General features: G+C 69.4%; 22 protein-coding genes. 7 read left to right on the forward strand and 15 right to left on the reverse strand.

The window, feature by feature from the left end; all coding sequences use genetic code 11:
• Window positions 1–61 precede the first annotated feature (61 nt).
• Window positions 62–445, forward strand: coding sequence for a hypothetical protein (locus tag DL990_RS31540; protein ID WP_125786342.1), 384 nt, complete (start codon window positions 62–64; stop codon window positions 443–445).
• On the opposite strand, the gene DL990_RS31545 is transcribed toward DL990_RS31540, so the two are convergent.
• Window positions 442–1,617, reverse strand: a complete 1,176-nt coding sequence (locus tag DL990_RS31545) for a CdaR family transcriptional regulator (RefSeq protein WP_125800859.1) — start codon at window positions 1,615–1,617, stop codon at window positions 442–444. The two genes, DL990_RS31540 and DL990_RS31545, sit on opposite strands and share 4 nt — an antisense overlap.
• 60 nt (window positions 1,618–1,677) lie before the next feature.
• Window positions 1,678–2,112: a MarR family winged helix-turn-helix transcriptional regulator gene (locus DL990_RS31550; protein ID WP_125800860.1), complete on the reverse strand. Its 435-nt coding sequence runs from the start codon at window positions 2,110–2,112 to the stop codon at window positions 1,678–1,680.
• A gap of 37 nt (window positions 2,113–2,149) precedes the next feature.
• On the opposite strand from DL990_RS31550, the gene DL990_RS31555 reads away from it, so the two are divergent.
• Complete coding sequence (locus DL990_RS31555; RefSeq protein ID WP_125800861.1) at window positions 2,150–2,671, forward strand: hypothetical protein; 522 nt, start codon at window positions 2,150–2,152, stop codon at window positions 2,669–2,671.
• Here the strand turns inward: DL990_RS31555 and DL990_RS31560 are convergent.
• The 5 genes from DL990_RS31560 to DL990_RS31580 form a co-directional block, all read right to left on the reverse strand.
• Window positions 2,661–3,431 carry a hypothetical protein gene (locus tag DL990_RS31560; protein WP_125800862.1) on the reverse strand — a complete coding sequence of 257 codons (771 nt, stop codon included), beginning with the start codon at window positions 3,429–3,431 and terminating at the stop codon, window positions 2,661–2,663. The two genes, DL990_RS31555 and DL990_RS31560, sit on opposite strands and share 11 nt — an antisense overlap.
• Window positions 3,432–3,525: 94 nt before the next feature.
• Window positions 3,526–4,215 carry a sigma-70 family RNA polymerase sigma factor gene (locus DL990_RS31565; protein ID WP_125800863.1) on the reverse strand — a complete coding sequence of 230 codons (690 nt, stop codon included), beginning with the start codon at window positions 4,213–4,215 and terminating at the stop codon, window positions 3,526–3,528.
• A 144-nt stretch (window positions 4,216–4,359) separates the two neighbouring features.
• A complete protein-coding gene (locus DL990_RS31570; RefSeq protein WP_125800864.1) occupies window positions 4,360–4,857 on the reverse strand; it encodes a hypothetical protein in 498 nt (165 codons plus the stop codon).
• A gap of 108 nt (window positions 4,858–4,965) precedes the next feature.
• Window positions 4,966–5,586, reverse strand: a complete 621-nt coding sequence (locus DL990_RS31575; RefSeq protein ID WP_125800865.1) for a hypothetical protein — start codon at window positions 5,584–5,586, stop codon at window positions 4,966–4,968.
• Between the two features lie 133 nt (window positions 5,587–5,719).
• Entirely contained in the window at window positions 5,720–6,589 is an 870-nt protein-coding gene (locus DL990_RS31580; protein WP_125800866.1) for an alpha/beta fold hydrolase, read from the reverse strand.
• A gap of 120 nt (window positions 6,590–6,709) precedes the next feature.
• Between DL990_RS31580 and DL990_RS31585 the strand changes: the two genes are divergently transcribed.
• Window positions 6,710–9,793: an AfsR/SARP family transcriptional regulator gene (locus tag DL990_RS31585; protein WP_199746684.1), complete on the forward strand. Its 3,084-nt coding sequence runs from the start codon at window positions 6,710–6,712 to the stop codon at window positions 9,791–9,793.
• Between the two features lies 1 nt (window position 9,794).
• Here the strand turns inward: DL990_RS31585 and DL990_RS31590 are convergent, their stop codons facing one another.
• The 3 genes from DL990_RS31590 to DL990_RS31600 are packed head-to-tail and all read right to left on the reverse strand — an operon-like array spanning window position 9,795 to window position 14,245.
• Window positions 9,795–10,091 carry a hypothetical protein gene (locus tag DL990_RS31590; protein ID WP_125786352.1) on the reverse strand — a complete coding sequence of 99 codons (297 nt, stop codon included), beginning with the start codon at window positions 10,089–10,091 and terminating at the stop codon, window positions 9,795–9,797.
• Window positions 10,084–13,482: a TM0106 family RecB-like putative nuclease gene (locus DL990_RS31595; RefSeq protein WP_125800868.1), complete on the reverse strand. Its 3,399-nt coding sequence runs from the start codon at window positions 13,480–13,482 to the stop codon at window positions 10,084–10,086. The genes DL990_RS31590 and DL990_RS31595 overlap by 8 nt, the downstream gene beginning before the upstream one ends.
• Before the next feature lie 52 nt (window positions 13,483–13,534).
• Window positions 13,535–14,245 (reverse strand): GntR family transcriptional regulator, encoded by a 711-nt coding sequence (locus DL990_RS31600; RefSeq protein WP_125800869.1) that lies wholly within the window; start codon window positions 14,243–14,245, stop codon window positions 13,535–13,537.
• A gap of 121 nt (window positions 14,246–14,366) precedes the next feature.
• Between DL990_RS31600 and DL990_RS31605 the strand changes: the two genes are divergently transcribed.
• A complete protein-coding gene (locus DL990_RS31605; protein WP_125800870.1) occupies window positions 14,367–15,281 on the forward strand; it encodes a glycoside hydrolase family 16 protein in 915 nt (304 codons plus the stop codon).
• A gap of 9 nt (window positions 15,282–15,290) precedes the next feature.
• On the forward strand, window positions 15,291–16,157 hold the full coding sequence (locus tag DL990_RS31610) for a sigma-70 family RNA polymerase sigma factor (RefSeq protein ID WP_125800871.1): 867 nt from the start codon (window positions 15,291–15,293) through the stop codon (window positions 16,155–16,157).
• Window positions 16,158–16,594: 437 nt separating this feature from the next.
• On the opposite strand, the gene DL990_RS31620 is transcribed toward DL990_RS31610, so the two are convergent.
• A complete protein-coding gene (locus DL990_RS31620) occupies window positions 16,595–17,839 on the reverse strand; it encodes an HNH endonuclease signature motif containing protein (RefSeq protein ID WP_125800872.1) in 1,245 nt (414 codons plus the stop codon).
• A gap of 309 nt (window positions 17,840–18,148) precedes the next feature.
• Entirely contained in the window at window positions 18,149–18,481 is a 333-nt protein-coding gene (locus tag DL990_RS31625; RefSeq protein ID WP_199746685.1) for a GNAT family N-acetyltransferase, read from the reverse strand.
• 102 nt (window positions 18,482–18,583) lie between these two features.
• Here DL990_RS31625 and DL990_RS31630 point away from each other — a divergent pair, with 102 nt between their 5' ends.
• On the forward strand, window positions 18,584–19,360 hold the full coding sequence (locus DL990_RS31630; RefSeq protein WP_125786358.1) for a cyclase family protein: 777 nt from the start codon (window positions 18,584–18,586) through the stop codon (window positions 19,358–19,360).
• Window positions 19,357–20,967 (forward strand): thiamine pyrophosphate-binding protein, encoded by a 1,611-nt coding sequence (locus tag DL990_RS31635; RefSeq protein ID WP_125800873.1) that lies wholly within the window; start codon window positions 19,357–19,359, stop codon window positions 20,965–20,967. The genes DL990_RS31630 and DL990_RS31635 overlap by 4 nt, the downstream gene beginning before the upstream one ends.
• A gap of 3 nt (window positions 20,968–20,970) precedes the next feature.
• On the opposite strand, the gene DL990_RS31640 is transcribed toward DL990_RS31635, so the two are convergent.
• From DL990_RS31640 to DL990_RS31650, 3 genes are read right to left on the reverse strand one after another with little or no spacing between them, the layout of a single operon-like run.
• The gene (locus tag DL990_RS31640) at window positions 20,971–22,233 is read right to left on the reverse strand and encodes a class I SAM-dependent methyltransferase (RefSeq protein ID WP_125800874.1); all 1,263 of its coding nucleotides are present in this window, start codon (window positions 22,231–22,233) and stop codon (window positions 20,971–20,973) included.
• 27 nt (window positions 22,234–22,260) lie between these two features.
• Window positions 22,261–23,646 (reverse strand): FAD-binding oxidoreductase, encoded by a 1,386-nt coding sequence (locus DL990_RS31645; protein WP_125800875.1) that lies wholly within the window; start codon window positions 23,644–23,646, stop codon window positions 22,261–22,263.
• Window positions 23,647–23,697: 51 nt separating this feature from the next.
• Window positions 23,698–24,918: an SGNH/GDSL hydrolase family protein gene (locus DL990_RS31650; RefSeq protein WP_125800876.1), complete on the reverse strand. Its 1,221-nt coding sequence runs from the start codon at window positions 24,916–24,918 to the stop codon at window positions 23,698–23,700.
• Window positions 24,919–24,955 lie beyond the last annotated feature (37 nt).

A 24,955-nucleotide genomic window follows, 5' to 3' on the forward strand; every position in this document is an offset into this window, starting at 1 on the left:
CCCGGGAACAACGTGAGCGGGACCACCATCGGACGACTTCCGGTGCGTGGAAAGGAACTTTGTGCCGCAGGACCCGAACGATTCCCGCGTGCTGGACATCGGCGCGTACTCGGATTCGATCACCGATGTCGAGCTTCGTGACGCCGTCGCGGACGTCGCGACGTTGCTTTCGTTGCACGGCAACGTGATCCGTGACCTCGACGCCAGGAGGTCACGGTGGCGGCCGGGGCGGCGGTCCCCGCATCCCGACATCGTCCTGTCCGCGGCCGGGCGCCGTCCACAGTGGACGAGATCCGCGAATCCCGAAGTGACCCTGCCGGTCGCCACGACCGCGCGCGGCCGCACGCTCGCGGTGCGGCTCACCGCGCGGCCCGGTCTCGGGCACACGCTGCTGGACCTCGCGAGGATCATCGACGCCGACATGGCGCCGGAGAGAAGGGGCTAGCCGTTGTCCGCCAGGCGGACCGCCTCCAGCGCGACGTAGAGCTCCCCGACGTCGACCGGGTCCGACAGGTCGCGTCTGGTCAGCTCCTGCACCCGGCGCAGCCGGTACCGGACGGTGTTCGGGTGGACGATCAGCCGGTCCGCGGCCTCCTTGGCCGAGCCGTGCCCGGCGAACCACGCGACCAGCGTGTCGAGCAGGACCTGTCGTTCGGGTTTGGGCAGCACCAGGAGCCCGGCCAGCACGGAGCGCAAGACGTCCCGCGACATCTCCGGCGCGCTCGCGACCAGGGTGGTGACCGGGGAGTCGCCGAAGACGGCGACACCGGCGGCGCCGGCGGCCAGCGACCGGCGGGCGATCCTGGCCCGGTGCACCGCGTCCGGCACCTCGAGGAAGCCGTTGAACGGCCTGCTCATCCCCACCGCCAGCGGCAGGGTGCCCAGGACGTCACGCAGCCGCCGGACGTCTTCGACGCGGTCGATCACGACCAGTCCGATTTCGGCGCCGGGCCGCCAGGCCGACTTCCAGCGTCGCGCCCGCAGCAGCGCTTCGACGCCGGGCCGTTCCTTCGGCTCGACGGGCTCGGTCACGACGGCGACGAACGTACCCGCCGCCGGAAGATCGAGTTCCTTGGCGGCGTTTTCGAGTTCCGCCTGGGTGGCGAAGCGGCCCTGCAGCAGGCCATCGAGCAGCACGAGCTTCTCGTGCGAGAGTTCGCCCGCGACCTCGTTGTACGCGGTGGTCAGCGCGTCGGAGTAGAGGTCGATGGTCTTCCATACGCCTGCGTTGATCTCCACCGTGCGGGCCGGGTTGATGAACCCGGGGCCCGCCAGCTCCACCAGGCGTTCGTAGACGAAGATCCCGCCGATCCGGAACGCGCGGAGCACGGATGGCAGCGGGATACCCTGTCTGGCCTGCGCCAGCCCGGTCTTGCGGGCCGCGTCGAGCGGTAGCCCGCGCCCCTCGACGAGTGCGGTCAGCGCCCGCTCGAGATTCGCCCGGCAGACCTTGCGCAACTCTTCCGGCGCGGTGCTGTCCACCTGGTGGTAGAACTCGTCCTCGTCGCTGAGCAGCCGGGCGAGGCGGTCGCTGAACTCGGGTAGCCGGGTGAGCATCGCCTGCATGAGCGCGCGCTGCTCCCGGGGTGCGGGAGTAGCGAGAGCTTCGTTGCCCATCCGTCAACTCTAACCCGATCGAGTGGCCGCTTTTTATCACGATGCGACGAAAGGGCGGATTCAGGAGCTGAGCGCGGCTGACAATCTGCGCAGTGTGTCGCGGGCCTGCCGCAGCTCCTCGGGGTTGACGCCGCTGTCGTGGAGCACGTCGTGCCGGGATTCGCTCGCGTCCCACAGCCGTTGCAGCAGTCGTGCGCCCTCGGGCGTGATGGCGTACAGGGACGAGCGGCGATGCGAAGGATTCGGCTCCACGCTCAGGTGACCGGCCTCGGTGAGGTCGTCCACGACGCGCTGCACGGCTTGGCGGACCTGGCCGAGCCGTCGTGCGATGGCGGGGACGGCGAGGGGTTCTTCGGACACCGTGCTCAGCACATGCCAGCGGGCCACCGTCGTGCCCAGCCCGGCCGCCTCCCGCTCGCTGACGCGGCGGCTCAGCCCCGCGAGTTCGTAGACGTCGGCGATCAGCAGCCGGTAGTCGCGGACGAGGTCGGTCATATTTGACAGCATACTGTCAAATGGTCATTCTGGCCGCATGGACGTCACCGAACGGATCGCCGCCGTCTTCACCGCCTCGGGACCGCGCCCCGAACTCGCCGGACGGCTCGGTGTGTTCGAGCCGCTGATCGGCAGCTGGGACCTGGTCGTGCACAACTACGCGGAGGACGGCGGTGTGCGGACCGTCGACGGCGAATGGCATTTCGGCTGGGCGCTCGACGGCCGCGCGCTGGCCGACGTGTGGATCAGTCCGGCGCGGGCGAGCAGGGTCGACGGCGTGGACGGGGAGTGGGGGATGAGCCTGCGCTTCTACGACGAGAAGATCGACGCGTTCCGGTCGACCTGGCTCGGTCCCGGCAACGGCTGGGTGATCCCGTTCCTCGGCAAGCGGACGGAGGACGGCTTCGAGATCGAGGCCGACACCGACGGCGTCCGGCGCCGGTGGATCTTCTCCGAGCTGACCGCCGCGAGTTTCTCCTGGCGTGCGGAAGAAACGCTGCCGGACGAGGACCCCTTCGTCCGGCAGCGTTTCGAGGCCACTCGCGCGATCAGTGGTTGATCTTGAACCAAGGCTGCGACCAGCCGAGGTAGGTGTAGTTCCACGCGTTCTTGATCTCCGAGATCGTGGTCTCGGTGAAGCTGCCGGGGCCGTGGATGTCGTTCGACAGGAACTTGCCGCCGCCGATGGAGATCATCGTGTGCCCGGTGCCGCCGTTGCTGAAGAAGGCGAGCCCGCCCGCGGGGACCTGGGTGTCACCGGGGTGCTTGTACGAACCCGGGATCTGGGTCCAGTGCACGTAGGCCGTTTCCGAGCCGCTCGCGGTCCAGCCGTAGGCCCACGAGTTGATCCGGTCGCACCAGCGGTAGTAGTTGGGATCGTTGTTGGTGTGCACGTGCGCCTTCGCCCACGCGACGGCTTCGGCGCAGGTCCTCGGGTTGCCGGTGCCCGCGGTGGAGCAGGAGAGGGTGCTGCCGGCGCAGTCCGGCGCGACCCGGCCGTCGGAGCCGGTGTAGACGTAGGCGTCGCTGATGTAGCCGCCCTTGGACGGCACGTAGTCCCAGATGTCGGTGGTGCCGTACTTGCCGGTCACCGTCGAGCCGTTGATCTGGCAGTCGATCGTGACGGCGGTGCCGCTCGCGACGGTGCCGACCGAACTCGCGCCGGTGCTCGGGCTCGACCGCACGGTCACCGCCACCCCGGAGTCGGTGTTCACCGTGCCCGTCGCCGCCAGCGCCTCGCCCGCACCGCCGAACATGATCGCCCCGGTCAGTGCGATCGTGCCGACGGCACCTCTGGCGATCCTCGATCGGATCTTCATCTCTGTCCTCCAGTGGTTCCCCTGATAGGGGGACAGGATGCAAGACGCTCGTACAAGCGGCGTACAAGGAATCGAGTGTCCGAAGTGGACTGTTCTATGCCGGGACGAGCTCCGGTGCGGGGATTTGTCCGATGATCGGGACATCGCCGGCGTAACGGGCGTTCCGCTCGGTGAGCAGCACCCGCAACCGAGTGAGCGCCCGGAATTGGGCCGCGCGGACCGCTCCGGCACTCGGGAGGCCGAGCCGTTCGGCCGTCTCCTCGGCCGAAAGGCCGAACACGAACCGGAGGGCGATCACCTCCCGGTGCGGCATCGGCAGTCTCGCCAGCAGGGTCCCGGCCTGCAACCGATGCTCCAGCCGTTCGATCTCGTCCGGGTCGCGGCGGGCCCAGAACGTCAGCCCGTCGGCGATCTCCGAGACCGAGGCCACCGGTTCGCGGGACCGGCGCCGATGGAGGTCGGCGACCTTGTGCCCGGCGATCCCGAGGACGAACGCGAGGAACCGGTCCGGGCGATACCGGTAGCGGGGCAAGGCGATCAGCACCGCCTGCAACACCTCCTGCGCGCAGTCCTGTGCGTCACAGGCACCCGTTCCGGCGCTCCCGACCTTGCCCGCGCAATAACGGAACACGTGCGGGGAAAGGAAACGGAGCAGTTCCCGGACCGCGTCCGGATCACCGGCGACGGCCGCCCGGACCAATCTGCTGTCCGGATTGGGCAATCGGCCTGCCGTGGCGGCGGCGCGGGAGTCCGCGGGTACCGTCGAGGGCGCTACCTCGTCCAAGTCTGCACTCCTGGTTCAGGGGAAGTGGCCGCGAAGGTGCGCCCGTCATCGGGGACTGGGACTTCGTGCGCGATGGTCCAGCTTGCCGTTCCGCGCGGGGGTTGTCCACACGACGGGCCGGAAGTCATCCGAACCGCGCAATGTCTACTGTGGACAGTGTCGGGGCGATACCTTGAAGCAGGACAGCACCGGGGGATAGGCCGTGGTATCGGTGCTCAGTAGATCCGAGGTCCAGACCAGGCAGTGCGCGAGAACCCGGATCCGCTGGTCGAGATCGGCGTTGTCGCAGGCCTCGCCGATCTGGTCGGCGCAGGTGTCCCGGTCGTCGCGGACACTGGCGGCGATGGCGCGGACGATCGCCGCCACGGCGGGGTCGAGTTTGTCGGGCCGCACCGTCCGTCCCGCGGAATCCCGCAGGCGCAAGGTGAACGGTTCACCGATCCGCAGTGAACGACGGCGATCCTTGGCGGCCAAGGAGAACGTGTCGACCAGTCGTCCGACGACTTCGCCGAGCGCCGGTTTCCGCCGGGTGGACGACGCGATGGACACCAGCGCGGTGGCGAGCCGGTCGGCTTCACCCGATCTGGTGAGAGACAGAAGATCGCGGGCGACGGTGTGCGCGCGTTTGGCAGTGGGTGTCATGTCGGGCCCCTCGTAGAGCGTGCCGACAACCGATACCCGTCCGGGTGATGGCCAAACCTGAACGGCTGTCTATTCCCGCCGGTGGCGGCGAGGGTTGGGCCGTTCGGTTCAGGCCGATGGGCCGTCTCCGACGCGCAAGTAGCCGCGTACAGCGGCGACGACGTGATCCGCGTAAGTCGGCTCGACGTTCCGCATCCATGCCCGGAGCGCGTCGAGAAACCCGACGAGGTCCCGGAGCACACCTTGGAGGAGGCCGGGGAGGTCCTGACGCCGGATTTCCAGCCGCCGTCCTTCGGGGGACTCCCAGTCCTCGTCGTCCACGTCCGGCCAGAACCGGATGATCTCGCCGTCGAACTCGAACACCGTCCCCGGTCCGTGACCGAGGTCGGGGCCGTTCCCCTGCGTCAGCCCGTGCCAGTCCGGCCAGTCGGTCAGGTCGCAGCAGCAAGCTGGGGTGAGGGAGACGCCATCGGCTTCGAGCAGCAGACCGCCGGCGAGGAAAGGGGTCTCGAGCCGCACCAGCTCGTCGAACGCGGTCCCGAGGTCGGGCCGGGCGAGCTCGCCGCTCGTGCTGTGTCCGAGGAGGGAGAGCACGACCGCGCCGACGTCTTCGGAGGGCATTTCGCGGTGAAGGGGGATCCACTCGCCGTCGTGGCCGCGAAACGGCCACAGAGCGAAGGACGAATAGCCGGGCGGCAAGGGTTCCACCACCGGAAAGAGCCTGGGCATGCGGTGACGGTACGGTGCGTGACCCCGTCGGCGCCACGGCGTTTCCGGTGGTGAGGCAGAGGTGGCGTGGTCGGTTCCGCGGGTCGTGAGTGGCGATTCGGGTTCTAACCCGAATCGCCACTCACGACCCGCTCTAGCGTGCGAGCAGGTCTCGCAGTGCTTTCACCACCTCCGACGGCGATTCCTCGGCCATGAAGTGGCCCGAGGTGACCGTCCGATGGTCGAGGTCCGTCGCCCACGCCCGCCAGAGCGCGACGGCGTCGTAGCCGAGCGCGGCACCCCAGTCCTGTTGGAGCACGGTGAGCGGCATGGCGAGCCGGTTGCCCGCCGCGCGATCGGCCTTGTCGTGCTCGACGTCGACGCCCGCCGACGCGCGGTAGTCGGCGACGATCGACGTCACCGCGTTTCGCGAGGCCGCAAGGTACGCTGCCCGGACGTCGGCAGGGATCGCGTCGCCGCGCTGTGTCCAGGCGTCGAGGAAGTGACCGAAGAACGCGTCGGGCGCGGCGCCGATCAGCTGTTCGGGCAGCCCCGGCGGCTGCGCCATCAGATAGAGGTGGAAGCCGACCGCGGCGCCGGTGCCGTGCAGGACGTCCCACATGTCCAGCGTGGGCAGCACGTCGAGGATCGCGAGGTGGCTCACCTTGCCGGGGTGGTCGAGCCCCGCCCGCAGGGCCACCAGCGCGCCCCGGTCGTGCCCGGCGAGGGCGAACCGGTCATGGCCGAACGCCTTCGCGACGGCGATGACGTCGGCCGCCATCGTGCGCTTCGAGTAGGTCTCGCCGGTGTCTTCGGGCTTGTCGCTTTCGCCGTATCCTCGCAGGTCAGGGCAGAGAACGGTGTGGTCCGCCGCCAGATCGGCCGCCACGTGCCGCCACATGAGGTGGGTCTCGGGGAAGCCGTGCAGGAGCACGATCGGGCTGCCGGTCCCGGCGACGGCGACGTCGAGTGCGACGCCGTCCGCCACGGGCACCCGCTGGTAGTCGAATCCGGTGATGCGCATGGATACCTTCCTGGTCGTTCCGTGATGACCGCCAGCGTCCCCGGCGCGAATCAGCACCCGGTCAGCGACGACCGAGCGGCCGGGGCACGATGATCACCGTCGGTGAAGCGGGAGGTGACGATGCGGTTCGGGGTACTCGGCCCGCTCGTGGCCGAAGACGCGCGGGGTGCCGTCGGGCTCAAGGGGCCGCGGCACCGGGCGGTGCTGGCCAGGCTGCTGATCGCCCGCGGCCGCGTCGTGCCGGTGGAACGCCTGGTCGACGACCTGTGGGAGCGCCCGCCCGAGGGCGCGGTCGGCGCCGTCCAGACGTTCGTCGGTGCCCTGCGCCGCGCGCTGGAGCCGGACCGCGCGCCCCGGGAGCCCGCGCGGCTGCTCGTCACGGTCGCCCGCGGTTACGCCCTGCGCGCGGAGTCCGTCGACGCCTGGGACTTCGAGGCCGCCGTCGCCGCTGCCCGCGAACTGCTCGACGCACGGCGGGCGGACGCGGCACTGTCGCAAGTGGACACCGCGCTCGCGTTGTGGCGCGGGACGGCGTATGCCGAGTTCGCCCACGAAGGCTGGGCGCGTGGCGAGGTCTCCCGCTTGACCGAACTCCGGCTGCTGGCCGGGGAACTGCGTGCCGAAGCCCTTCTCGCGCTCGGCCGGGCCGCCGAGGTGATCCCCGAGCTGGAACCGCGGGTGCGCGAACACCCGTTGCGGGAGAACGGTTCCCGGCTGCTGGCCTTGGCGCTCTACCGCGCCGGGCGGCAGGGTGACGCGCTCACGGTGTTGCGCGCCGCGCGCAAGCTGCTCGCCGACGAACTCGGCATCGATCCCGGCGCCGGCCTGCGGGAACTGGAAGCCGACATCCTGGCGCAAGCGCCGCGGCTGACGCCGTCCCCGCCCAAGATCGCCGAACGGCCGCTGGTCGGCCGCGACGCGGAGCTGACCAGGCTCGAGGAAGCCGCGGTCCGGTCGCGGCTGGTGCTCGTGTCGGGCGACGCCGGGGTGGGGAAGACCGCGCTCGCCGAGGCGTTCTCCGCCCGGCTCGCCGCACGCGGCTGGGCCACGGCCTGGGGGAGCGATCCGGACGACGAGGGTGTGCCGCCCGCCTACGCGTGGACCCGGATCCTGGCGACACTCGCCGACGCCGGATACGGCCCCGCGCCGACGGCGGAACCGGTGTCCGAAGATCCCGTCGCCGCGCGCTGGCGATGGCATCGGGCGGTCGCGGCCTATCTGGCCGGCGCCAAGCCGCTGCTGCTCGTCCTCGACGACCTGCACTGGGCGGGCGAGGAGACGCTCGCGTTGCTGACCGCGGTGCTCGCCGAGCCGGTGCTGGTCGTCGCGACCCATCGAGGCACCGACCCGCCCGCGCGGCTGACGGATTTCCTCGGCCGGGCCGCACGCCACGAGCCGGTGCGCGTCTACCTTGGCGGCCTGCCCGAGACCGAAGTCGCCGGCCTGGTCCGGGTCACGACCGGAGAAGAAGTCGACTCACGGACCGCCGCGGTGATCCATCGGCGTAGCGGCGGGAACGCCTTCTTCGTCCGTGAACTCGCCCGTTTGCTGGCCGCCGAGGGCATGGCCGCGCTGGACGCGGTGCCGCCGGGAGTCCGCGACGTCGTCCGGCACCGGCTGGAAGCGCTACCGGACGCGGCGAGGGGCGTGGTGCGCCGGGCCGCGGTGATCGGCACGGACGTCGACCTGGACGTACTCGAGGCACTGGCCGGGGAAACCGCGCTCGACGCGGTCGAAAGCGCTGTCCGGCAAGGATTCCTGACCGAGCCGGCGCCGCGTCGATTCCGGTTCGCGCACGCGCTCGTGCGGGACACGCTCTACCGCGATCTCTCTCGTTCGCGCCGTGCCCGCGAGCACGGCGAGATCGCCGAGGCGCTGGAAGGTCTGCGTCCTGACGACGTCGATGCCTTGGCACACCATTTCGTGCTGTCCGAGGAGCACGCGGACCGCGCCGCACACTACGCGCGGGCCGCCGCCGAACGGGCCGAAAGCCGTTTCGCGCAGGCGGAAGCGGCGAGACTTTGGGACGCCGCCCTCACCGCGTTCGATCGGTCCGGCGCCTCCGATGTGGAGAAGCGGCTGGAGCTGATCATGGGCAAGGCGCGTGCTTCGGCCGTCGCGGGCGGCCTCGGCCAGTCGCGGCGGCATCGGGCCGAAGCGCTGGAACTGGCGGAAAAGCTGGACGATCCGCTGCTGACCGCGCGGGTGATCGGCGCGTTCGACGTCCCCGCCAGCTGGACCGCGAGCGACGATCCCGCACTCGCTTCCCGGATCGCGGGCGCCGTCGAGCGGACCCTCGCCGCGTTGCCGGCCGATCGGGAGGCCGAGCGGTGCCGTCTGCTGGCCACGCTCGCCGTCGAACTGCGGAACGCGGGCGGACGGCGGGCCCGCGACGCGGCCCGGGAAGCCGAGACGCTCGCCCGCCGGATCGGTGACCCGGCGCTGCTGGCCTTCGCGCTCAACGCCCGGTTCCTGCAGTCCTTCGACCGCGCGGGGCTCGCACCCCGGCGGGCCGGAATCGGCGCGGAACTGGTCGACCTCTCCAGGCGGCATGGGCTGGTGACGTTCGAGGTACTCGGGCATCTCGTGCTCGTGCAGGCGAAGAGCGCGCTCGCGGAGTTCGAGGCCGCGGACCGGCACGCCGCTTCGGCGGACGAACTGGGGGAGAAGTACGCCCTTCCGCTCGTCGGCGTGTTCACCCGGTGGTATCGCGCGATGCGGACCGCGATGACCGGCCCCGGTGGGGAAGCCGCCTACCGCGCCGCGGCGGCGGGTCTCGCCGGAACCGCGATGTCCGGAGTGGACAACGGGATCCTCGCGCTCGCCCTGTTCTGCGACCGGATCCAACGAGGCATGCCGCCCGAAGCGCGCGAAGAAAGCTACGGCGCTTACGAAAGCTGGTGCCGACCGGTGCTCCCGATCCCGGACTCGCCCCGCGACCTGCTGTACGAGGCGCGCGCCTGTCTCGCCGCCGTCGTCGCGATCGAACTCGGCGACCGGACGGCGATGGAACGCCTGTACGCCGGGCTTCTCCCGGCAGAGGACGAGATCGCGGGCGCCGGGAGCGGGATGCTCACCCTCCGCCCGGTCGCGCACTATCTCGGCGAGCTGGCCACCGCCCTCGGCCTGCGAGAAGCGGCCGCCGAGCACTTTCGGAAGGCGCGGGCCATCGCGGTGAAGGCCGGTTCACCGCACTGGGGCTGACTCACTGCTCCCGCATCGCGCGGCGGATCTCGGCCAGTTTGTCCTTGGCCGCCTTGTCGCGGTCGGCGATCTTCTTGTCCAGCGAGGCCACGTCTTCCTTGCCGCCGATGCCCGCGAGTTCGGTCGAGCCCAGCGAGGTCGTGTACCGCTGCTCGATGCGGTCGCGCACGTGATCGAACGAGGGCACCCCGGACTCGCTGTAGTCCGGGTCCGGAACCTCGACGGGAGGTACAGGGGTCTCCTCGACGATCTCGGCGTCGAGGATCTCCGGCTTCTTCTCCGGACTGTTCTCACTCATGGTCACTCCGTCCTGCGTGCCAAGGCACGGCTTCGGTCATCAACCCGAGCATGCCCGAAACCAGCCGCATCTGGTCGACCGTGCGGATGTCGGCCTCGACCAGCCGCGGCGAGCAGACCACGATCGCGAGCGCCTGCGCCCGGGACAGCGCGACGTTCAGCCGGTTGCGGGAGAGCAGGAAGTCCAGGCCACGGGGCAGATCGACGGCCGAAGACGAGGTCATGGTGGTGATCACCACCGGTGCCTCCTGCCCCTGGAACCGGTCGACCGTGCCCACCCGGACGCCCGGATACCCGGCTTGGTCCAGCGCACGCGCCACGACGCGGGCCTGCAGGTTGTACGGCGCCACGACCAGGATGTCCTCGTCGCCGAGCGGCCGGGGATCACCGTGGTCGGTCCAGGCGCGGCCGTGGAGTTCGGACACAAGGGCGGTGACGGCCTCGGCCTCCTCGACCGACCGTGTCGTGTTCCCGTGGTGATCGACCTCGGCGAGGTACAGGCCCGCCTCAACCCCTTCGATCGCCCGCTCGGCCGCCGAAGGATGCGAGTGCAGGCGTCCCGCGTAGGACAGCTGAGACACCGGAGAGCAGACCGCCGGATGCATCCGGCGGGTCTCGTCGAGGAAGTAGCCGAGTTCGGCCGGGATGATGTCGGCCTCACCGATCAGATGCCCGAGCGCGGACGCCTCGGCACCCGCCGGATGCGTGCCCTGCACGACCTGCGGCAGCTGCTGCGGATCACCCAGCAGCAGGAGGTTCTTGGCGCACATCGACACCGCGAGCGCGTCGGCGAGGGCGAACTGGCCCGCCTCGTCGATGATCAGCAGGTCGAAGGGCTCTTCCCGGATCGCGGCGTTCGCGAACGTCCACGCGGTCCCGCCGACCAGATGGCCGGTGTCGTGCTCCTCGCGCCATTTCACCAGCGCGGGATTGGTCTTCGGCTGCTCCCAGGGCGCGGCCGGATCCGGGGTCCGCTTGGCGCGTTTGGCGCACGGCAGATCCGGCGCGTTCTTCAGCGCGGCGGACAGGACGTTCTCCACGGCCTTGTGACTGGTCGAGGTGACCGCGATCGTCTTGCCCGCGCGCACCAGTTTCGCGATCAGCCTGCCCGCGAGGTACGTCTTGCCCGCGCCGGGCGGGCCCTGGACGGCGAGCGCGGAGCCGTCGAGCGCCTCTACGGCCTCGATCACCGTGTTCACCAGATCCGCCCCGGGCTCGGGCAGGGGCCGGTCGTCACGCAACCGCGGTGACGTGCGCCGGAGCAGATCGACGCCGGGATGAGCGGGCAGCACCGGCAGCGTGCCGACGGCGAGCCGGGCGAGGTCCGCGACCGCGTCGTCCTTGGGGGAAGGCCGGACCGGGCTCCCCGGCAGCACCGCCACCGGCCGGTCCGCGGTGGTCTCGTCGGGCGGGCAGCTTTCCTCGAGGGTCAGTTCGACGGCCGTGGCCGAGACGACCTTGGCGTCCCGCGCGGCCGCCCCGTACCGCAGGCGGACGTCGTCGCCGGGGGCGAAGGGATGCGGCCGGTCCGGGTCGCAACGGAGCATGAGCGAGCGTTTCGCCTTCCGGACCCGGCCCGAAGGCGGCACCCATTCCCCGGCCTCCAGCGAAACCGGGACGGTGCACGCGTTGTCGGTCTCCAGATCGCCGAGCGGGGCGGCCAGCTGGCGGAAGTACTCCCACCACGCGGGGTTCGTCTCGCGGCGGTGGTAGCCGACGGACGCGGCCAGTAGTGCGCGGGCGCGGTCCTCGCCGGTGAACTCGGCCGGGTCGTCGGGCAGGCCCTCCAGCAGCGGATCGACCAGCGCGGCCAGCTGCGCGGCGCGTTCCGCGCGTTTCTGGGCCGCGACGTCCTCTTCGGTCTGCCGGAGTAGAGCGTCCACATCGGACACTTCAGGCGGCTCGGCGAGCTCGATCCCTTCCTGCACGCGGACCTTGTGGAGGAACTCGAACAACCGCAGCGTGGAAACGCAGTCGTATTCGTTGTAGTCGCCGATCCCGCGCAGCACTTCGTCCGCGTGTCCGGTCTCGCCGGAGGCGGTGAGCGTCAGGTACTCCTCGTAGGCCTCGATACTCGAGACCGCCGTCTTGACGTCGCCGTCGCGGGCTTCGGGCATGTAGAGCGGTTCGAGGTACTTGATGGAGTACGACCGCTGCGAGACCCGGAGTGCCTTGCGCACCACGGAATACAGGTCCACCAGCCCGCCGCTGCGCAACAGGTGGTCGACGGCGTCCTCGCGGGTCCCGTGCACGGCGGCGAGCCGTTTGATCGCGGTGACCTCGTACGGCGCGTAGTGGTAGACGTGCGAACCGGGATGTTCCGCGAGCCGCGCCGTGGCGAAGTCGACGAACTCCTCGAAGGCCCGCTTCTCCTGCGCCCGGTTGTGCGCCCAGAACGGCGTGAACTTCGTGTCGTCGTCCGCGGTCACCGCGCCGAAGAGGTACTCGAGCCCTTCGCCGGCCAGGGCGTAGGGATCGCCTTCCATGTCGAAGAAGACGTCACCGGGCGCGGGCGGCGGCAGGGTGGCCAGCGCGTCCGGATCGATGATCTCGTAGGCGATCTGCCCGGTGGCGTCCTGCCGGACCTGGATCGCGGCCTGGGCGCGCAGCGTGGTGAACGACGTCGTCGAGATGTCGCGCGGCCGATCCTCCGGCGTGGCGGTCGCGAGTGCGTCGATGGTGCCGAGACCCGCGGCGACGAGCTTCCGCCGCTGGTCACCGCGCATCCCCGCGACCAGCGAAAGGTCTCGATCGGCTTCGCGGGCGCTCGCGCAATGGGCGGCGTAGGAGCAGCCACCGCAGGCGGGCCGTTCGTCGGCCCACAACGGGACCGGCAGGGTCGGCGCCCGGTTCCGTAACCGGGCTCGGAGCCGGTCCACCAGCGGGAGAAAGTCGTCGACGCGGAACGAGCGGGTGCTGTGATCACCGAGCAGCAGGTGCATTCGCGGACCTGCGGGCCAGCCTGCGCGGCGAAGGGCGTCGGCGTACGCGGTCAGCTGGACCACAGCAGCGGGCTTCGCGTGCCTGGCCAGCTTCGTGTCGTAGACCTCGTAGCGGCCTTCGTCGTCCCTCATCAGGAAGTCGGCGCGGCCGGAGAACTCGCCGTCGTGGAAGACCGCCTGGTAGATCACCGGCGCGCCCGCCCGAAGTGCCTCTTCGGTGGCTTTCGCGGCGACGACAGGGTCTCGTTCGTCGATCTCGACGACGGCGCTGCGCTCGCCGCGCAGCTTGTCCAGCGTCGCGGCCTCGTGCGCGCGCCCGTGCGTGACCGCCAGCTGATCCGGCCCGGAGCCCGGTCGCGGCGCTCCCGGGAGGCCGGCGGCCAGTGCCTGGTTCAGGAGGCTGCGGTGCTCGCATTCGAGCAGGTCGGCGAGATCGGACGGGGTGTACATCGCCCGGGAGTCTCGCACGGACTCGCGGCCGGACGGCCCCGGCGCGCCGGAGTCAGCCGGAGGTGTGGTCGAACGTCAGATGCGAGGTGATCCGGTAGCGGTCGCCGCGGTAGATCGAGCGGGTGTACTCGATCACGCGGCCGCTCTCGTCGCGGGTGGTGCGCTCGAACAGCAGCGCCGGGGAGTGCTGCGGGACGCCGAGCAGGCCGGATTCGTCGGCGTCGGTGACGGTCGGCTCGATGATCTGCACGGCCGTCGCGGGGACGACCTCGTACCGCGTGCGGAGCAGTTCGTAGAACGAGCCGGACTCGAAGCCCGCGGCCGTGATGTCCGGCACGAGATCCCGCGGGACCAGGATCCGTTCGATCGCCATCGGCGCCTCTTCGACGACGCGGATGCGGGTGACGGCCACCAGCTGCCGGGCGGGGGAGACCTCGAGTCGTTTGCCGAGCCGGGCGCCCGCCGGGATGGTGGAGAAGTCGATCACCCGGCTGGTCCAGTGGCCCTCGGCGGGCGGGGCGAACTGCTCGCCGCCGGTGGCGGGCACGAGATCCTGGGAGATCTTGCGCGGTGCGGTGAACGTGCCGCGGCCGTGTTCGCGGACCACGAGACCGTCGCGTTCCAATTCGTCGATCGCGGCCCGCAGGGTGGGGCGCGAGACGCCGATTTCGGTGCTCAGCGCGCGTTCCGAAGGCAGGACCTCGCCCGGCTGCCGCCGCTCGATGAGCAGGCGGAGCCGATCCTTGACCTCTGTTCGCCGCATGACCACAGCCTACCCAGTGGTCATCTCGAATTGGCTGGTGGACAAGTTGTCTAGACCTATTGACTTTACCACTTCATCGGGCGACGGTGGTGGAAACTGACCAGTGGTAAAGGGGACAAGGATGCCGAACCGAGGGAAGTTCCGTTCCGCCGCCGTCGCCGCGTTGTCGGTCGCCGCACTGGGACTCGCGCCGGGTACCGCGACCGGAGCGCCCGCCTGCGGGCAGCTGTTCGACGATTTCCACTACACCTCGCACACCGACGGACTCTTGTCCCAGCACGGCTGGCAGGTGCGTTCCGGCGCCGGCGGCCCTGGCGTCGGCGGCGCGCGCTGGGCTCCGGAGGGCATCACGTTCCCGACGTCCGGCGGCGACAAGGTGCTGCAACTCGCCTCCGCCACCGACGGCACGCCCGCGGGCACGACGCAGACCGAGATCATGCAGCCGGACCGGCGGTTCTTCGAAGGGACCTACGCGGCCCGGATCCGCTTCTCCGACGCGCCGGTGTCCGGCCCCGACGGCGACCGGATCAACCAGACGTTCTTCACGATCAGCCCGCTCCGCTACGACAACGACCCGATCTACAGCGAGCTGGATTTCTCGGAGTACCTGCCCAACGGCGGATGGGGTGAGACGGGTCCGGTCAACTTCCAGACCAGCTGGCACACCTACACGCCGGACCCGTGGTACGCCGAGAACAAGAGCGACAGCCAGCGCCGCAGCATCGACGGCTGGCATTCCGTCGCCGCGACCGTGTCCGATGGCCACGTGCGGTACTACATCGACGGCGTCCTGGTGGCCGACCACGACCGCGGCGGGCCGTTCGACGTGTACCCGCGGCAGAACATGTCCCTGAATTTCAACCAGTGGTTCATCGACCTCACGCGGCACAGCGGTGGCACGAGCACCTACCTCGAGCAGGTGGATTGGGTCTACTACGCGAAGAACGAGGTCCTGACGCCGCAGGCGGCCGCCGATCGGGCCGCCTCGTACCGGTCGTCGGGCGTGCGGTTCGCCGACGATCTCGGAGGCTGTTAAATGTGAGCGGTGGATCAGCTGACTGAACGTTTCGAGGAGCACCGGACCAGGCTGCGGGCGGTGGCGTACCGGATGCTGGGTTCGGTCAGCGAGGCCGAAGACGCCGTCCAGGACACGTGGCTGCGGCTCGATCGCGCCGATGCGAGTGAGATCGAGAACCTCGGCGGCTGGCTGACCACGGTGGTGGCGCGGGTATGCCTGAACGTGCTGCGCTCGCGCGACCACCGGCGGGAGGAACCGCTCGACGACCAGTCGTCCGAGCCGATCGGCTCCTCGGTCGATCCCGCCGCCGACGCGGTGCTGGCCGACTCGGTCGGACTCGCGATGCTGGTGGTCCTGGACACGCTGGCCCCCGCCGAACGGCTCGCGTTCGTCCTGCACGACATGTTCGCCGTACCGTTCGACGAGATCGCCCCGCTGATCGACCGCACCCCGGCCGCCGCCCGGCAACTCGCGAGCCGCGCCCGGCGCCGCGTCCAAGGCCGTTCCGTCGCCACGGAACCGGACGTCGCGCGACGCCGCCAAGTCGTCGACGCCTACCTGGCCGCGGCCCGCGGCGGAGACTTCGAAGCGCTCCTCGAACTCCTGCACCCCGACGTCGTCCTCCGCGCCGACAAGGCCGCGGGCCCGTCGCGCGCGCCGATCTTCCTGCGAGGTGTCGACACGGTGGCCCGTGGTGCGGCGGCCGCCTCGGTGCGGGCGGCCGTCACTCAGCTCGCGCTGGTGAACGGCGGCATCGGACTCGTGATGGCCGACGAAGGACGGCCTTCGGTGGTCCTCGCGTTCGCTTTCGTGGACGGGAAGATCAGCGAGATCGACGTCATCGCGGACCGGGAACGGTTGCAGGGGCTGGATTTGGTGATTCTGGGTCGATGACTTCCGGTGCCAAGCACGGACACCGTCGCTGACGGAGTACCAAGGATTCGGCGAGTTCCGCGCCCGGGATGAGCGGACACGATAGGCCGCCGCCGGCGATACAGCAGGAAAGTCAGAAGAGGATCATGGGCTCGCGACAACGCACATGACGACGCGTCCAAGGGGTTTTCAACGGCTCGACGCGGTCGGGCTGTCACCGACTACATCTGTCTGCTGACCGAGGCACAGGCCGTCGACCTCGGGAAGCGGCTGGCGGGGCGGTCGGAGAGTTCGATGTTCGGTACGTGGTTCAACTGAGCGAGGGCACGCGGGGTGTGTGGGGTGTTTCCCTGGAAGTGAGGCCGGACAGTGATTAGCTGATGCCTCGCGTGGTCGGTGTCGTTCTCCGGGCATGCCGAAGGGCCCGTCGCCGGTGGTGGTCGGCGGGCTCCTCGGGTTCAGCGGTGGTTGCGGCGTGGGGTTTGTAGCGGGTCGAGGTATTGGGGTGGGATGAATTCGGGTCGTCCGTTGGTGATCTGGACTTTCCAGCCGGATTGTCCGTGGATGACCATGTGGTGGTAGCGGCAGAGTAGGCAGAGGTTGTCGAGGTCGGTGTCGCCGAGTTGGCCCCACGGCAAAATATGGTGGGCTTCGCAGTGTTTGGGCTGTCGGTGGCAGCCGGGGAAGGCGCAGCCGTGGTCGCGGAGATTCAGGGCGCGTCGTTGTGCGGGGCTGACGGACCGGGTGGCGCGGCCGATGTCGAGGGGTTCGCTCTCGGAGCCGAGGACGGCGGGGATGATCTTGGCGTCGCAGGCGAGCATGCGGGCGTGCCGTGCGGTGATCTGCGAAACTTCGTCGATGCAGGCGGATCCCAGTCCGGATGTCAGGGTCTCCAGGGGGATGGTGACGACGACGGTGGTCCGGTCCCCGGACAACGTAGGCGCCTTCTCGTTGGTCATCGCGTAGTGGATCGCGTCGAAGAGCGCGTCACCATGGCGTTCGCCGGGGGTGCGAGGGTCGCGGTTGCCGTCCTGGTCGACGGGTCTTCGCTGTCCCCAGGTGTCGAACAGGGCGTTCATTCTGGCCCCGAATTCGGGATCCAGCAGGCCGTTGAGCCGCCACCAGCCATCCTCACGCTTGCGCAGATACACCTCACGTGAGGGTGGTTCGAGGTCGTCGTCTTTCGGCTCGTTCCCGTCGGGATCCAGATGCGCCAGGAGTTCGGCGCCGACGTTGGTGATCTCTTGGGGCCCGGCGTGACGGGCCAGGTTCACCAAGATCCGTTCCGCACCAGACCGGTCCTCGGCCGACACCTCTGCCGGGATTTTCTTCAGTACGGCCAGGATGGGGTCGAGTTGCTGGTGCCCGAGCTCGCCTTCCGCGGCGGCGGCTCCGGCGATGGGTGCGAACGCCGGTGCGGGGGAGCCGTCGAGGTTGCGGCTCTCGTTCACCGCCAACGCCCGCGCCACGGTGTCACGGGCTTCGTTCGGGGTGATGCGGGCGGTTTCGGCGAACCAGCCCGCGGTCGAACCATGCCCGAAGAGTTCCATCGGGCCGCGGGACTCGATCTCCGCCAGGTACTGCCCGACCTCAGCCAACGCCTGACGTGCCACCGACAACCGCTCCACGACGCCGTGCGCGAGCTCGCGCGCACCGGCACGCCACAGCTCCTGCGGCGGTTCGAGGATTCGTTGGCTGGACACCCCACAAGAATACCAGTGATCGAACAGGTGTGCGAAGATGAAAATTACTCTACTTAGGTCAAACGGTCGGTGAGTCGCCTGGGCGCAATGGCTGAACACTGGAGAATTGGTGGCTAATCCAGGGAGTCCACGGGTTTGCTCGAACTCGCCGAAGTCTCAACAAGCTCCCGTTGGAATCAGGTGGTGCGCTGACTTCGTGAATCCACTCGCCTCAAATTCTCGTGATGGCCGAAACCTGAATATTGTCGAGAAGTAAGGGAACCGCAAAGACTGACAGCGCGAGGTCATGAGCCGGACAGCGACCCGACATCAAGGCGCAGAACGGTTTTCTTCGATCTCGGTGCCCCTGGCGGACGCGTAGGCGTTCTCGGTGCCGATGACCGTGAAGCCTGCCTTCTGCAGGACCCGAAGCGACCCGAGATTGTCGCTGGCGGCGCGGGCGTACAAAGGCCGGACCTCGACCATGTCCAAAAAGAGCGCGAGTGCTCGGCTGTCGATTCCCCGGTCCCAAACCGAACGGTCGATCCAGTAGGTGATTTCGGCGTCGCCGTCCACGAAGAACTTGCCGATGGTGCCGAGGAATCGTCCGTCACCCGTCACCGCGCGCAGGATGAGATCCGGAGAAGTCCTCAACCTCGCCATGTGGATCTCCTCCTCAGCGTATCGGCGACGTCTCCGGCAGCCATCAAACCCGAAATCCGCCTAAGGTGACCAGGACGCCGCAGTCACTCCCGGGAGGCACGCATGTCGTTGTTGGCCCAGCTGAACACCGCGATCACCACGGGCACGATCGAGGTCGTCGACCTCACCGCCCCCTTGAGTGAGAGCACGCCGATCCTCCAGTTGCCGGAGCCGTTCGCGAACACGATCCCGTTCGGCCTGGAGGAGATCAGCCGGTACGACGAACGCGGGCCGCGCTGGTACTGGAACAACATCCACACCGGCGAGCACACCGGGACCCACCTCGACGTTCCCGTTCACTGGCTGTCGGGAAAGGACGGCCACGACGTGTCCCAGGTTCCCTTGCGGACGCTGGTCGCGCCGGCGGTGGTGCTCGACGCGTCGGCTCGCGCGGCCGAGGATCCGGATTTCCTGCTGTCCATCGACGACATCCGTGAGTGGGAGCGGGTGAACGGTCCGCTTCCCGACGGCGGCTGGTTGCTCTACCGCACGGGCTGGGACGCCCGTTCGCATGATCAGGAGGCCTTCCTCAACAACGACGAGAACGGCCCGCATTCGCCGGGTGTCTCGGGGGAGTGTGCCCGCTGGCTCGCGGAGGAGGCGCCGATCACCGGGTTCGGGGTGGAGACCGTGGGTACGGACGCGGGGCAGGCGCTGGCCATCGAACCTGCCTTCCCTTGCCACGAACTCCTTCTGGGCGCGGGAAAGCATGGCTTGACCCAGTTGCAGAATCTGGCGAGTCTGCCGCCCACCGGATCTTTGTTGATCGTCAGCCCGCTTCCGATCGTCGGCGGCTCCGGCAGCCCCGCCAGGGTCTACGCGCTGGTCGAGCGGGCATGAACGTCGCGGAACTGGTCGGCCGCACCCTCGCCGAACTCGGCGTGGGTGCGGCGTTCGGGGTGGTGGGCAGTGGCAACTTCGAGGCCACCAACGGTTTGCGGGCGGGCGGGGTGCCGTTCGTCGCCGCCCGGCACGAGGGTGGCGCGGCGAGTATGGCCGACGCGTACGCGCGGATGAGCGGCCGTGTGTCGGCGCTGAGTCTTCATCAGGGCGTCGGGTTGACCAACGCGCTGACCGGGATCACCGAGGCGGCCAAGAGCCGGACCCCGATGATCGTCCTGACCGCCGACACCGCCGCGTCGTCGGTGCTGTCGAACTTCCGGATCGACCAGGACGCGCTCGGAACCGCCGTCGGTGCCGTGCCGGAACGCGTCCACGGCGCGGGGACCGCGGTCGCCGACACCGTCCGCGCGTACCGGACGGCGGTGCAGCAACGCCGGACCGTCCTGCTCAATCTGCCGCTCGACGTCCAAGCGCAGGAAGCTCCGGAATCGACCCGGGTTCCGAAAATCACCGGCCCGGCGCCGATCCGGCCGAACGTCGACGCGGTCGCGAAACTGGCGGACCTCCTCGGCGAAGCACGGCGGCCGGTGTTCGTCGCCGGTCGCGGTGCCCGGGCCGGTTCCGCGCCGCTGAAAGAACTCGCGGAGGCCTCCGGCGCGTTGCTGTCGACATCGGCGGTGGCGCACGGCCTCTTCCACGACGATCCCTTCTCGCTGGGGATCTCGGGCGGCTTCTCGTCGCCGCGAACGGCGGACCTCATCAGGAATGCCGACCTCGTGATCGGCTGGGGCTGCGCGCTGAACATGTGGACCACCCGGCACGGCACGCTCCTCGGTCCGGCGGCCCGCCTGGTCCAGGTCGACGTCGAGCAGGCCGCGCTCGGCGCCCACCGGCCGATCGACCTCGGCGTCGTCGGCGACGTCACCAGCACGGCCGTGGACGTGCACGCCGAGCTGAAAAGGCGTGGACACCGAGCGAGCCGCGAAGCCCCCGAAAGCACACGGTGGAACGACGTGCCGTATAACGACCTATCCGGCGACGGGAGGATCGATCCGCGCACGCTCAGCCGCCGTCTCGACGAGATCCTGCCCGCCGAACGCGTGGTCTCGATCGACTCCGGCAACTTCATGGGCTACCCGAGCGCGTATCTGTCCGTCCCCGACGAGAACGGTTTCTGCTTCACACAGGCGTTCCAATGCGTCGGGCTGGGCTTGGGGACGGCGATCGGCGCGGCACTGGCGCGGCCGGACAGGCTACCGGTGCTCGGCGTCGGCGACGGCGGGTTCCACATGGCCATCTCCGAACTGGAAACCGCGGTACGGCTGCGGATCCCGCTCGTGGTCATCGTCTACAACGACGCCGCGTACGGCGCCGAGATCCACCACTTCGGCGACGCGGACATGACCACCGTCCGGTTCCCCGACACCGACATCGCGGCGATCGGCCGCGGCTTCGGCTGTGACGGCGTCACCGTACGTTCGGTCGAGGACCTGGGCGCGGTCACGGAATGGCTCGGCGGGTCACGGGACGCGCCGCTCGTCATCGACGCCAAGATCGCCGACGACGGCGGCTCGTGGTGGCTCGCCGAAGCCTTCCGTCACTGAGGTCTACACGCCCCAGTCCGGCCTCAGCGGCATGCCCGAGTCCCCGTCCGGACCGACCTTGACCCCGAGCACCTGGTGCAGTTCGATCTCCCGGCGCTCGAAGGCGAGGCGGCACGCGGCCATGTACAGCGCCCAGACGCGGCTCCGCCCGGCGCCCGCTTCGGCGACGGCCGCGTCCCAGTTCGCGTCGAGGTTGGCGCACCACGCGCCGAGGGTGGTGGCGTAGTGCTCGCGGAGGTTCTCCGAATGCCGCACCTCGAGCCCGCTGTCGTGCATCGCGGTGGCGATCTCGCCGACGGACTCCAGTTCGCCGTCGGGGAAGACGTACCGGTCGATGAACCCGCGTGACCGGTGCGGGACGGAGGTGTCCGGGTTGGTGATGCAGTGGTTCAGCAGCCGCCCGTGCGTCTTCAGTTTCCCGGCGAGGAAACGGAAGTACGACGGCAGGTTGCGCGCGCCGATGTGCTCGGTGAGCCCGATCGACGACACCGCGTCGAAATCCGTTTCGGTGACGTCGCGGTAGTCGAGATGCCGCACCTCGGCGCGGTCCGCGAGGCCCTTGGTCACGATGTCCTTTTGTGCCCACTGCGCCTGTTCGCGCGAAAGGGTGACACCGAGCGCTTCGACGCCGTAGTGCTCGACGGCGTGCTCCACCATGCCGCCCCAGCCGCAGCCGACGTCCAGCAGCCGCATCCCCGGTTTGAGGTCGAGTTTCCGGCACACGAGGTCGAATTTATGTGCCTGCGCCTCTTCCAGCGAGGAATCGGCGGACGGATACGCGGCGCAGGTGTAGGCCATCGACGGGCCGAGTACCAGCTCGTAGAACCGGTTCGAGACGTCGTAGTGATTCGAGATCGCGTTGCTGTCGCGCGTTTTCGAGTGCCGCAGGCCGTCGAAGACGCGTTTGGCGCGGCTCGGCAGTTCCTCGGCGGGTGGCGCGACGCGGCGCAGGTGCCTCGGCCCGAGTTCGCGCAGCAGCCACAACCGGTCCGCGGCGCTGAGCTGATCGACCTGCGCCACGAGCGCGCGCAACGCCGAGTAGAGATCACCGTCCACCTCGAGCGCGCCTGCCACGTAAGCCCGCGCGAGACCGAGGTCTCCCGGTGAAGACATCAAGTAGGTCAACGCCAGCGGCGACCGCACCTGGATCGACACCGGTGCGTCCGCCGGGCCGCTCTTGCTGCCGTCGTAGGCGGTGATGGACACTTCGGCGCTCGGGCCGAGCAACCGCTCGAAGATCTTGCCGACGGTCGTCGTCTCAGCCATGTTCGTCTCTCTTCTTCCCGGCCCGGGTCACCGCCGCCGCACGCATTTCGCGTACAGGTCGAGCAGGCGGCCGTCGGGGTCATAAGCCGTCTTCAGTTTCCGGTAGGCGTCGCCGTTGTACAGCCGCCAGAACTCGTCTTCGGTATAGAAACTGTCGGAATACAGCGACTTCCGCCCGCCGAGTCGCGTCACTTCGGCCTCGATCAGCCGATTGTGCGTATCGGGTTCCTCGCCAGGGGCCAGCGGGACCGCGGACCAGAACCCGAAGTTGACGTACAGCGTTTCGGGGTCCAGTTCGTACAGCGGCGAGTTCACGCCACCCGGCCGCTGCTTCAGCGGGCAGATCCACACTGGGCTGATCGGGATCTCGCGGCGGAAGAACTCCAGGAACTCCGCGGCACGCGACAGCGGAACCTCGATGTCCTGGACGATCGTCTCCTCCGGCGGAAGCCCGCGCAGCTTGAGCAGTTTCGCGGCGATCCCGAACCGGCGGTCGAGCGCCACCGCCTTCCAGTAGACCGAAGACCGCAGCAGCCGCCTGCCCAGCAGCAGCCGGGGGAGCCGGTGCTGCACGCCGAACGCCCGTGAGCACCAGAACCAGTCCGTGTCCCAGCGCCACAGGTAGTCGCGGACGCTCAGATGATCCGTCTCGCGGGAGCGGATCGACTTGTAGTAGATGTCGAGCCAGGTGTAGTCGCTGGTCGCGGGCGCCGTGGTGGTGAACGTGCCCAGCGTCAGGTACTGCTCGCCCGGTCCGAAGACCGTTCCGTCCACGAAATCGGCCGACCCGTTACGGCAGGCTTCACCGAGTGCCGCGAAGTACTCGTCCGTGTCCTCGTAGCGGACGTGGTCGAGCCGCACGTACGGTTTGACCGGCTCCAATTCGATCTTCAGCCGCAGCGCGTAGCCGAGCGTCCCGTACGAGTTCGGGAAGCCGTGGAACAGTTCGCTGTGCTCGTTGTCCGCGTTCGCGACGACGATCCGCCCATCGCCGGTGAGCAACTCCATCTCCAGCACCGACTCGTGCACGAGGCCGTTGCGGAACGAGGACGACTCGATGCCGAGGCCGGTGACCGCGCCCCCGAGTGTGATCGTCTTGAGCTGCGGTACGACCAGCGGCATCAACCCGTGGGGCAGGGTCGCGTCCACGAGCTGCTCGTAGGTGACCATGCCTTCGACTTCGGCCGTGCGTGCCAGTGGATCGACGTCGAGGACATGCGTGAAGCCCGAGACGTCCAGCCCTGGCGTACTGGTCGTCGTCCGAGCCCGGAACAGGTTCGACGTCCGTTTCGCCAGCCGGATCGTTCCGTGGAGATCCGCGAGCTGTGCCCGGAGCGTTTCGGCGCGCGCGTCGTGTTCGGCGAACCGGACCAGCCGCGCCGTCGCTCGGGTACCGCTGTCGTCGCTAGTCATTCCTGATCGCCATCAGTTCATCGTGCCCCACGGAACCGCCTGGCGCAGCCCTTATTCCTGCCGGAGTCCGGGCAGCGGGACGGCGTTCGCCATGGCGGTGAAGCCCTTGTCTCCGGGATGGAGGTGATCGCCGGAGTCGTACTCGGGTTTCATCCGCTGCGGGTCGGCGGGGTCGCGGATCGCCGCGTCGAAGTCGATGTAGGAGTCGAAGTGCCTGCTGGTCCGGATGAACCGGTTGACCGCCTGCCGGGTCTCCTCGAGCTGGGGCGTGTACGAACCCCAGCCCTTCCACGGCGTGATCGTCGCGCCCAGCACCCGCAGGCCGCGGTCGTGCGCCCTCGTCGCGATCTGTTTCAGCGCCGAGATGATCTTGTTCGGATCGGCCTGGTGCGGGGTCTGCTGGATGTCGTTGATGCCCTCGAACACGATCGCCGTCCGCACCCCCGACTGGTTCAGGACGTCCCTGTCGAGCCTGGCCAGCGCGTTGACCCCGTAGGTGCCGCCGTCGAGCAGCAGCCGGTTCCCGCTGATCCCGGCGTTGAGCACGCCGAGCCGCGTGCTGATCTTGTCGGCGAGCTGATCGGGCCAGCGCAGGTTCGCACCCCAGGTCGAGTTCGCCCCGTCGGTGATCGAGTCGCCGATCGCCACCACACTGCCCCGCAGACCCGGGCCCCGGACGTCCACTCCGGACACGTAATGCCAGACCGCGGTCTTCTCCGGGAACGCGGCCGCCGACTCGTCGGCGGATTTGTCGCCGTTCCGGGTGAAATAGGAGTTCTGCGTCGCGAGCGGGTGGTAGGTGACCGGGCCCGACGGCGTCGGGGTGTACGTGGTCACCAAGAGGTCGCCGTCCCTCGGCACGGTCAACGCCGCGCCGTCGCTGACAATGTCGGCGCCCGGGGGCACGGTGACCTCGCGATCTCCGCCGAAGGTCAGTGTTCGCATCGTGCCGGGTACGGCCTGCGGGGTGTCCGGGCCGGCGGCGACCGCGACGGTCACCCGCCCGAACAGCACCGGGGTCCGGCCGAAGGCGTTCGACAGCCGGACGCGTACCTCGTGCCCGCCGGCGCTGGTGTGCACGATGTTGCGGATCGAGAAGTTCGGGTAGCCGTTGTCGGTCCCGGCGACCCCGGCCGCGGGCGCCGCCGCCCAGGTGCCGACCCAGCCGCTGGTGGCGGTGCTCTCCACCGGCGTCGGCGGAGCCGCCGCGGCGACCCCCGGAACCACGCCCAGCAACAGGATTCCCGCGACGGCGAGCTGCTTCACGCGCATATCGGTTTCGCCTCCACCCAGTCGGCTCCACCCATCG

Origin of the sequence: Amycolatopsis sp. WAC 01416, assembly GCF_003947485.1 — a bacterium.
GTDB lineage: Bacteria > Actinomycetota > Actinomycetes > Mycobacteriales > Pseudonocardiaceae > Amycolatopsis.

Coding starts and splice junctions, on each gene's coding strand:
- DL990_RS31545 (WP_125800859.1), bottom strand. CDS start 1,617: ATGGGCAACGAAGCTCTCGCTACTCCCGCACCCCGGGAGCAGCGCGCG.
- DL990_RS31550 (WP_125800860.1), bottom strand. CDS start 2,112: ATGACCGACCTCGTCCGCGACTACCGGCTGCTGATCGCCGACGTCTAC.
- DL990_RS31555 (WP_125800861.1), top strand. CDS start 2,150: ATGGACGTCACCGAACGGATCGCCGCCGTCTTCACCGCCTCGGGACCG.
- DL990_RS31560 (WP_125800862.1), bottom strand. CDS start 3,431: ATGAAGATCCGATCGAGGATCGCCAGAGGTGCCGTCGGCACGATCGCA.
- DL990_RS31570 (WP_125800864.1), bottom strand. CDS start 4,857: ATGACACCCACTGCCAAACGCGCGCACACCGTCGCCCGCGATCTTCTG.
- DL990_RS31575 (WP_125800865.1), bottom strand. CDS start 5,586: ATGCCCAGGCTCTTTCCGGTGGTGGAACCCTTGCCGCCCGGCTATTCG.
- DL990_RS31580 (WP_125800866.1), bottom strand. CDS start 6,589: ATGCGCATCACCGGATTCGACTACCAGCGGGTGCCCGTGGCGGACGGC.
- DL990_RS31585 (WP_199746684.1), top strand. CDS start 6,710: ATGCGGTTCGGGGTACTCGGCCCGCTCGTGGCCGAAGACGCGCGGGGT.
- DL990_RS31590 (WP_125786352.1), bottom strand. CDS start 10,091: ATGAGTGAGAACAGTCCGGAGAAGAAGCCGGAGATCCTCGACGCCGAG.
- DL990_RS31595 (WP_125800868.1), bottom strand. CDS start 13,482: ATGTACACCCCGTCCGATCTCGCCGACCTGCTCGAATGCGAGCACCGC.
- DL990_RS31600 (WP_125800869.1), bottom strand. CDS start 14,245: ATGCGGCGAACAGAGGTCAAGGATCGGCTCCGCCTGCTCATCGAGCGG.
- DL990_RS31605 (WP_125800870.1), top strand. CDS start 14,367: ATGCCGAACCGAGGGAAGTTCCGTTCCGCCGCCGTCGCCGCGTTGTCG.
- DL990_RS31625 (WP_199746685.1), bottom strand. CDS start 18,481: ATGGCGAGGTTGAGGACTTCTCCGGATCTCATCCTGCGCGCGGTGACG.
- DL990_RS31630 (WP_125786358.1), top strand. CDS start 18,584: ATGTCGTTGTTGGCCCAGCTGAACACCGCGATCACCACGGGCACGATC.
- DL990_RS31635 (WP_125800873.1), top strand. CDS start 19,357: ATGAACGTCGCGGAACTGGTCGGCCGCACCCTCGCCGAACTCGGCGTG.
- DL990_RS31640 (WP_125800874.1), bottom strand. CDS start 22,233: ATGGCTGAGACGACGACCGTCGGCAAGATCTTCGAGCGGTTGCTCGGC.
- DL990_RS31645 (WP_125800875.1), bottom strand. CDS start 23,646: ATGACTAGCGACGACAGCGGTACCCGAGCGACGGCGCGGCTGGTCCGG.
- DL990_RS31650 (WP_125800876.1), bottom strand. CDS start 24,918: ATGCGCGTGAAGCAGCTCGCCGTCGCGGGAATCCTGTTGCTGGGCGTG.